Genomic DNA, 7,118 nt, shown 5'->3' with positions numbered 1-7,118 from the left:
TACACCTCACAGCCTGTGTCAACACCTTATTTGAAGGTTTTTTATTTAGTTTTATTCACCTTTTAATAAACCAATACTTTCAATGGGTTGGCGTATAAACAGGTATTGTGTATTTAGGTATGCCTTAAGAAAGCATTTTATAGTTATTCATTATTAAGCAAAAACCTCCATTCTTCGACTTAACCGTCTGTTAGGATCATTGTTAATATAGTATTTACCTTTATCACTATTGATATTGCTACAAAATACACCTATATAGAAGAAGAGCTGGCCCTTGGCTATCTAGTGCTAATAGACAGTTTTTGCTATAATGGCTGCTTTTGCAACATTGCTTAATAGTTGTTCTGTTTTATCTTATGAAAAGGTAGTTTACTTTATGGCATTGTGATCATGGCGTATTAAATAGCGCTCAATCATCATGTAATATAAGGCAAGATATGACTCTATTAAGTGTTGTGCTTATTTCTTACAACATATCATAGTAGTTAGATATAATTGATGTGGTCTTACGGTTATATGATTGATGGTTGCAGTCATCACTGCCAACGGACCCAAAAAGGTGAATAGATTATGGTAGCGATTACTTTACCCGATGGTAGCGTAAAAGACTTCGAAGGCAATACAACAGTCATGGAAGTGGCGCAAAGTATCGGTGCAGGACTGGCTAAAGCAACAGTAGCCGGGCGTGTAGATGGGCATTTAGTAGATGCGCATGACCCTATCATTGCTGATGCTAAAGTCGAAATCGTGACGCCAAAAGATGCGGATGGTGTTGATATCATTCGTCACTCATGTGCGCATTTGTTAGGTCATGCTGTCAAACAGCTATATCCTGATGTGAAGATGGTTATCGGTCCAGTCATTGCAGATGGCTTTTATTATGACATCTACAGCGAGACGCCTTTTACACCTGAGCATATGGAAGCGATTGAAAAGCGCATGATGCAGCTGATCAAGCAAGATTATGACGTTGTTAAAAAGATGACGCCTCGTGCAGAAGCGATTGAGATATTTGAGTCACGTAATGAAGACTATAAGCTTAAATTAATCAACGATATGCCAGGTGAAGAAGCTTTTGGTCTTTACCATCATCAAGAATATGTGGATATGTGCCGTGGCCCACATGTGCCAAACACACGATTCCTAAAAGTATTCAAGCTGACTAAGATGTCTGGTGCTTATTGGCGTGGTGATGCAAAAAATGAGCAACTACAACGCATTTACGGTACTGCATGGGCAGATAAAAAACAGTTAAAAGCTTATATTCAACGTATTGAAGAAGCTGAAAAGCGCGACCATCGTAAAATTGGTAAAGCCTTAAACCTGTTCCATATGCAAGAGCAAGCACCAGGTATGGTGTTTTGGCATGCAAATGGCTGGACTATTTATCAAGTGCTTGAGCAATATATGCGTAAAGTACAAAATGATAATGGCTACGAAGAGATTAAAACACCGCAAATCGTAGATCGTAGTTTATGGGAGCGTTCTGGTCATTGGGGTAACTATGCAACCAATATGTTTACGACTTCGAGTGAAAACCGTGATTATGCTGTAAAACCTATGAACTGCCCTTGCCATGTGCAAGTATTTAACCAAGGCCTAAAATCTTACCGTGATTTGCCTTTACGTATGGCAGAATTTGGTTCTTGTCATCGTAACGAGCCATCAGGTTCATTACATGGTCTAATGCGTGTTCGTGGCTTTACTCAAGATGATGCGCATATTTTTTGTACCCAAGCTCAGATTCAACAAGAAGTGGCTGACTTTATTAAGCTAACACTTGCGGTCTATGAAGATTTTGGTTTTGATAACATCATCATGAAACTTTCTACTCGTCCTGAAAAACGTGTCGGTAGTGATGAATCATGGGATTTTGCTGAAAAAGCGTTGGCCGATGCGCTAGATAGTTCAGGCCTTGATTGGGACTATTTACCCGGTGAAGGTGCCTTCTATGGCCCAAAAATTGAATTCAGTCTAAAAGACTCGTTAGGTCGTATATGGCAATGCGGTACTATTCAAGTTGATCCAAACATGCCTGAACGCCTTGATGCTGAATTTGTAAATGAACAGAATGAACGCGAAGTACCTGTCATGCTACACCGTGCGATATTGGGTTCGTTCGAGCGTTTCATCGGCATATTGATTGAAAACTATGCCGGTTGGATGCCCGTATGGCTAGCACCACAACAAATTGTGGTCATGAATATCACTGATAAACAGGCCGATGCTTGTGAAAATGTAGTCAGTGAACTAAAAAATGCAGGTTTACGTGCTATTAGTGACTTGCGTAACGAAAAGATTGGATTTAAGATACGAGAGAAAACATTAGAACGTATTCCCTATATGCTAGTATTAGGGGATAAAGAAGTCGAATCGGGCAGTGTCAACGTCCGTACGCGTGAAGGTGAAAATCTTGGCGTAATGAGTATTTCTGAATTTATTACATTAGTACAGACAGCTGTCGCTGAAAAAGGCCGACAGACCCCAAAAACAGATGAGGAGTAATACCTATTAAACAGTCGAACCGTTTGAACATCAACGAAGATATCAATGTCAAAGAAGTCCGTCTCGTCAAAGAAGACGGCGAACAAATGGGCGTGGTCGATATCGAAACCGCGATGAAAGCGGCACGTGAGGACAATCTAGATTTGGTCGAATTGGTTCCAGATGCCAAGCCGCCCGTGTGTAAAATCATGGATTATAAGCACTTCCTCTATGATCAGAAGCAAAAGGCGAAAGAAGCTAAAAAGAACCAAAAGCAAACTCAGCTGAAAGAAATGAAGCTGCGTCCTAGTACTGAAGAAGCTGATTATCAGGTCAAACTGAAAAAAATCTTCAGCTTTTTAGAGAACCAAGACAAAGTTAAAATCAGTATTCGTTTTCGTGGCCGTGAAATGGCGCACCAAGAGATTGGTCGTAAGCAGCTAGATCGTATTATCGAAGACACTGCTGAGATTGCTAACGTTGAGCAGTATCCTAAGATGGAAGGTCGTCAAATGGGTATGCTGCTTGGACCAACTAAGAAAAAATAATCTGTTTTGTAGATTGTTTTAGTGGTGGCTGTTAGTCGATGTAGATACTTATAATCTCAACCATCAATATGCTGCGGGATATTGATGGTTTTTTAATATTTAAGCCTGTTAATAGCCATTTTTTAATATAACAAGTCGACGCTACTTTACAAAACCTATCTTCTCAACCCATTCATTACTCGTTACTCTAAAGCTCTGCTGCACCGCATTTATACTATTCTAATAAGAATAACCGAGTGCATAAGAATATCCATTTACTATCAATGTGTTTTACGGTTACCGCTTTATATAGCTATTGACCAAAAACACTGTACCTTTTAGATATTACAGGAAACTTCATGCAAGAATTGACCCCACCAGAAAACGCAAAAACTCCAAGTATTTCTTTAACTGCACCTGAACCTGTGAAAGAGATACAAAAAAGTGAAGCAGATCAGATGGTCAAGTTGGATGAAAGCCAGATTCCAGAGCTCGATGCCAAAGTTGATGCTTTTGTAGACCATGTACTTACTAACTCTGTGCACAGCGATGAGTTTCGACAGAACGTGCAATCTATTCATAATTTAGGTACCAAAGAGATTCGAGAGTCATCACAAGTCTCTAACCGTATGTTAGATTTGCCGGCAAAAAGTCTTAATGATAGCTTGTTTGATAACTCGCCTATCGCTAACTCACTAACGGAACTGCGTGGGATTGTCGAAGACTTAGATCCTAGCAAAAAAGAGCTGACCAGCTCACGTAAGTTGTTTGGTCTCATACCATTTGGTAATAAAGTACAAGATTATTTCCGTCAATATGAATCCGCACAGTCTCATATCAATGCCGTTGTTACCAGTCTCTATAATGGTAAAGATGAATTGCTCAAAGACAATGCAATGATTGAACAAGAAAAAGTCAATATGTGGGAGCTGATGCAATCTATTCGTCAGTATGTCTACGTTGGCAAAAAGATTGATGAGCAGCTAGAGCAAAAAGTCTATGCAATAGAAGCAACTGACCCAGAAAAAGCTCGTATTATTAAAGAAGAGATGTTGTTTTATGTCCGTCAAAAAAATACAGATTTTTTGACTCAGTTGGCCGTTAATGTACAAGGGTATTTAGCGCTTGATACCATTCGTCGCAATAACTTAGAGCTTATTAAGGGTGTCGATCGCGCAACCACGACGACGGTATCAGCATTACGCACGGCTGTCGTCGTTGCTCAAGCGATGACCAATCAAAAACTGGTACTCGATCAAATCACTGCGTTGAATAAAACGACCAGTAGCTTGATTGAGTCAACCTCAGCAATGCTCAAACGCCAGTCAGGTGAAATCCATGAGCAAGCGACTAGCAGCAGCATTGAACTTGATAAACTGCAAAATGCCTTTAACAATGTCTATGATACGATGGATATGATTAGCAGCTATAAAATCGAAGCACTAGAGAATATGAAACAAACGGTCAATACATTGACTAGCGAAGTTGATAAAGCACAAAAGTACCTTGATAAATCTAATCAAACCACTGTGCTAGAAGTATCAAAAGAAATAAACAGTAAAAAGATAACCGATAAATCAAACACGGTCGATATCGATCTTTAATTTATCCAAACTGCTGTTGCCTCATAGAGGTAACGGCTCCTTGCTACTGAATACACATACAACAATTGACGCAAGATATTACAACGTCGTTCGTGTTAAGATAGCCCTTATTAATAATTTTAAAAATAGATACGGTAATTTATGAGTTGGAATGACCCAAACGCCTCAAGTGAGGCAAAAAGATATGACAACCCCATCCCTAGTCGTGAACTAATACTTAGTACGATTACTGAGCATGGCGAAGTCACTCATCAACAGTTAGCAAAAGCCTTTAATATTGATGATACCGATCAGTTTGATGCCTTGGGTAATCGTCTTAAAGCTATGGCGCGTGATGGACAGGTAAACCGCGAAGGTCGCCCTTATCGCTATCGTACAGTGACTCAGCAAGATGTCATCACTGGTACTGTGTCTGCTCATCCTAAAGGATTTGGCTTTGTACTTTTAAGTGACATGCCAGATTTGTTTTTGCATGAAAAACAAATGCGTTGGGTATTTAATGGTGACACCGTCGAAGCAGTCGGTACATCAACGGACAATCGTGGTCGTACTGAAGGGCGTATTGTTGATATCGTTGAACGTCGCCAAAACAACTTCATCGGTACACTTGCCCGTGATGATGATGGCTACTGCGTTGAGCTTGGTAGTCCAAATAATCATCAGCCAATCACGGTCACTGATGACAATGTTCAGGCATTCAATGCTAAGCAAGGCGCGCCTGTTAAAGTTGACATAATTGACTGGCCAAACCAGCATGAATTTGCCACCGGTAAAATCACTGAAGTATTGTCTGACGATAATGACCGCGAATTGATTATTGAGACTACCCTGCTCAACTACGACATTCCATCAGATTTCAGTGAAGCGGCTCTGAAGCAAGCTAATGACTATCAAGAGCCAACTGAAAAAGACATAAAAGGTCGCACAGATTTACGTCATCTGCCTCTTGTTACCATCGACGGTGAAGATGCTCGTGACTTTGATGATGCTGTATTCGCTGAAAAGCGTTCTGGTGGTAATTACCGTGTTGTGATTGCGATTGCAGATGTCAGCTATTATGTGACACCGAACTCACCACTTGATCAAGACGCCTATGAGCGTGGTACTTCAGTGTATTTCCCGCATCGTGTGATTCCGATGCTACCTGAGGTGCTATCTAATGGTTTATGTTCACTGAACCCTGATCTTGATCGCTTGTGTATGGTTGCTGACATTAAAATATCACGTGCAGGTAAGATCACAGGATATGAGTTTTATCCATCAGTCATACACTCACAAGCACGTTTGACCTATAATCAAGTAAATGACTACTTCGTAAATCCGACTGATAAACGTTTGCCTAAATCATTAACGGGTAACAAAGACGTTAAAAAATCTATCGATACCTTACATCAATTGTATGAGCTTTTGCTAAAAAAACGTGAAGAGCGCCATGCGATGGAGTTTGAGACCGTTGAGACGTATATAAAGTTCAACGAAAAAGGTGGTATTGCAGATATTTTACCTCGTACTCGTGGTGATTCTCAAAAGCTGATCGAAGAATGCATGTTGTTGGCCAATACCTGTGCGGCAAATTTTGCACTCAAGCATGAGTTGCCTGTGTTATACCGTAATCATGATAAGCCTGACGGTGAGAAGTCAATGCGTATTCATGAGTATGCAAAAAACTTTGGATTACCATTCCCAGAAGAGAGTCCAACTCAAGCAGATTATCAACGAATTATTGAAGCAACCAAAGACAGACCCGATGCAATTAGCATACACAGCATGCTATTGCGTTCAATGATGCAGGCCAATTATGCACCTGACAATATTGGTCACTTCGGTTTGGCTTATGACGAATATAGCCACTTTACCTCGCCTATTCGCCGTTATCCAGATTTAATGCTGCATCGTGCGATTAAAGCAAAAGTTACCAACAGCAAACAGCCTGTTATGGACTTCTCTCTTGAAGGTGCTGGTACACAAACTTCAGATACTGAACGTCGTGCCGAAAAAGCATCTCGCTATGTAGAGTCTTGGCTCAAATGTCATTACATGAAAGACCATGTTGGCGAAGAGTTTGAAGGAGTAGTCACTACGGTTACTAGCTTCGGTCTATTTGTAACATTGACTGACTTATATATTGATGGTTTGGTGCACATATCAAACGTCGGTGACGATTTCTTTGTTTATGATGAACAGCAGCAACAGCTGATTGGTAAGGATAAAGGCACGCTATTTGGACTTGGCGATTCGGTGAAAGTCCAAGTTGCTGGGGTCAACATGGACCTGTTGCAGATTGATTTTGATCTAAAAGAAAAACTACAGTCTAGCGCTATGAACCAGACCAAAAAACAGCCTGCTAAAAAGGAACAGCCTAAAAAAAGCCCTGCAAAAAGAAGTAGTAGCCGCAGTAAAGGTGGTAATAAAAAAGGCTAATTTGAGTAAAAGCTTTAATAATAAAAAAGGCTAACGTCACCGTTAGCCTTTTTTTTGTGCTGCGCTATTTACATAATTACTT

4 protein-coding genes are annotated in these 7,118 nt (G+C 40.3%); all 4 read left to right on the top strand.

What is annotated here, in order from left to right:
- Nucleotides 1–570 precede the first annotated feature (570 nt).
- Nucleotides 571–2,505, top strand: a complete 1,935-nt coding sequence (thrS, locus tag ACT3QP_RS08450) for a threonine--tRNA ligase (protein ID WP_444525168.1) — start codon at nt 571–573, stop codon at nt 2,503–2,505.
- A 23-nt stretch (nt 2,506–2,528) separates the two neighbouring features.
- Nucleotides 2,529–3,032: a translation initiation factor IF-3 gene (infC, locus tag ACT3QP_RS08445; protein ID WP_192519594.1), complete on the top strand. Its 504-nt coding sequence runs from the start codon at nt 2,529–2,531 to the stop codon at nt 3,030–3,032.
- Nucleotides 3,033–3,370: 338 nt separating this feature from the next.
- Nucleotides 3,371–4,615, top strand: coding sequence for a toxic anion resistance protein (locus ACT3QP_RS08440; RefSeq protein WP_444525167.1), 1,245 nt, complete (start codon nt 3,371–3,373; stop codon nt 4,613–4,615).
- 141 nt (nt 4,616–4,756) lie between these two features.
- Nucleotides 4,757–7,036, top strand: a complete 2,280-nt coding sequence (gene rnr, locus ACT3QP_RS08435; protein WP_444525166.1) for a ribonuclease R — start codon at nt 4,757–4,759, stop codon at nt 7,034–7,036.
- Nucleotides 7,037–7,118 lie beyond the last annotated feature (82 nt).

The sequence above is a fragment of the Psychrobacter sp. AOP7-B1-24 genome, assembly GCF_052376215.1.
Classification (GTDB): domain Bacteria; phylum Pseudomonadota; class Gammaproteobacteria; order Pseudomonadales; family Moraxellaceae; genus Psychrobacter.
This window is presented reverse-complemented; position numbering and strand designations above follow the sequence as displayed.

Excerpts from the sequence above, each read along its gene's own strand:
- thrS (WP_444525168.1), top strand. The coding sequence starts at position 571 with ATGGTAGCGATTACTTTACCCGATGGTAGCGTAAAAGACTTCGAAGGC.
- ACT3QP_RS08440 (WP_444525167.1), top strand. The coding sequence starts at position 3,371 with ATGCAAGAATTGACCCCACCAGAAAACGCAAAAACTCCAAGTATTTCT.
- rnr (WP_444525166.1), top strand. The coding sequence starts at position 4,757 with ATGAGTTGGAATGACCCAAACGCCTCAAGTGAGGCAAAAAGATATGAC.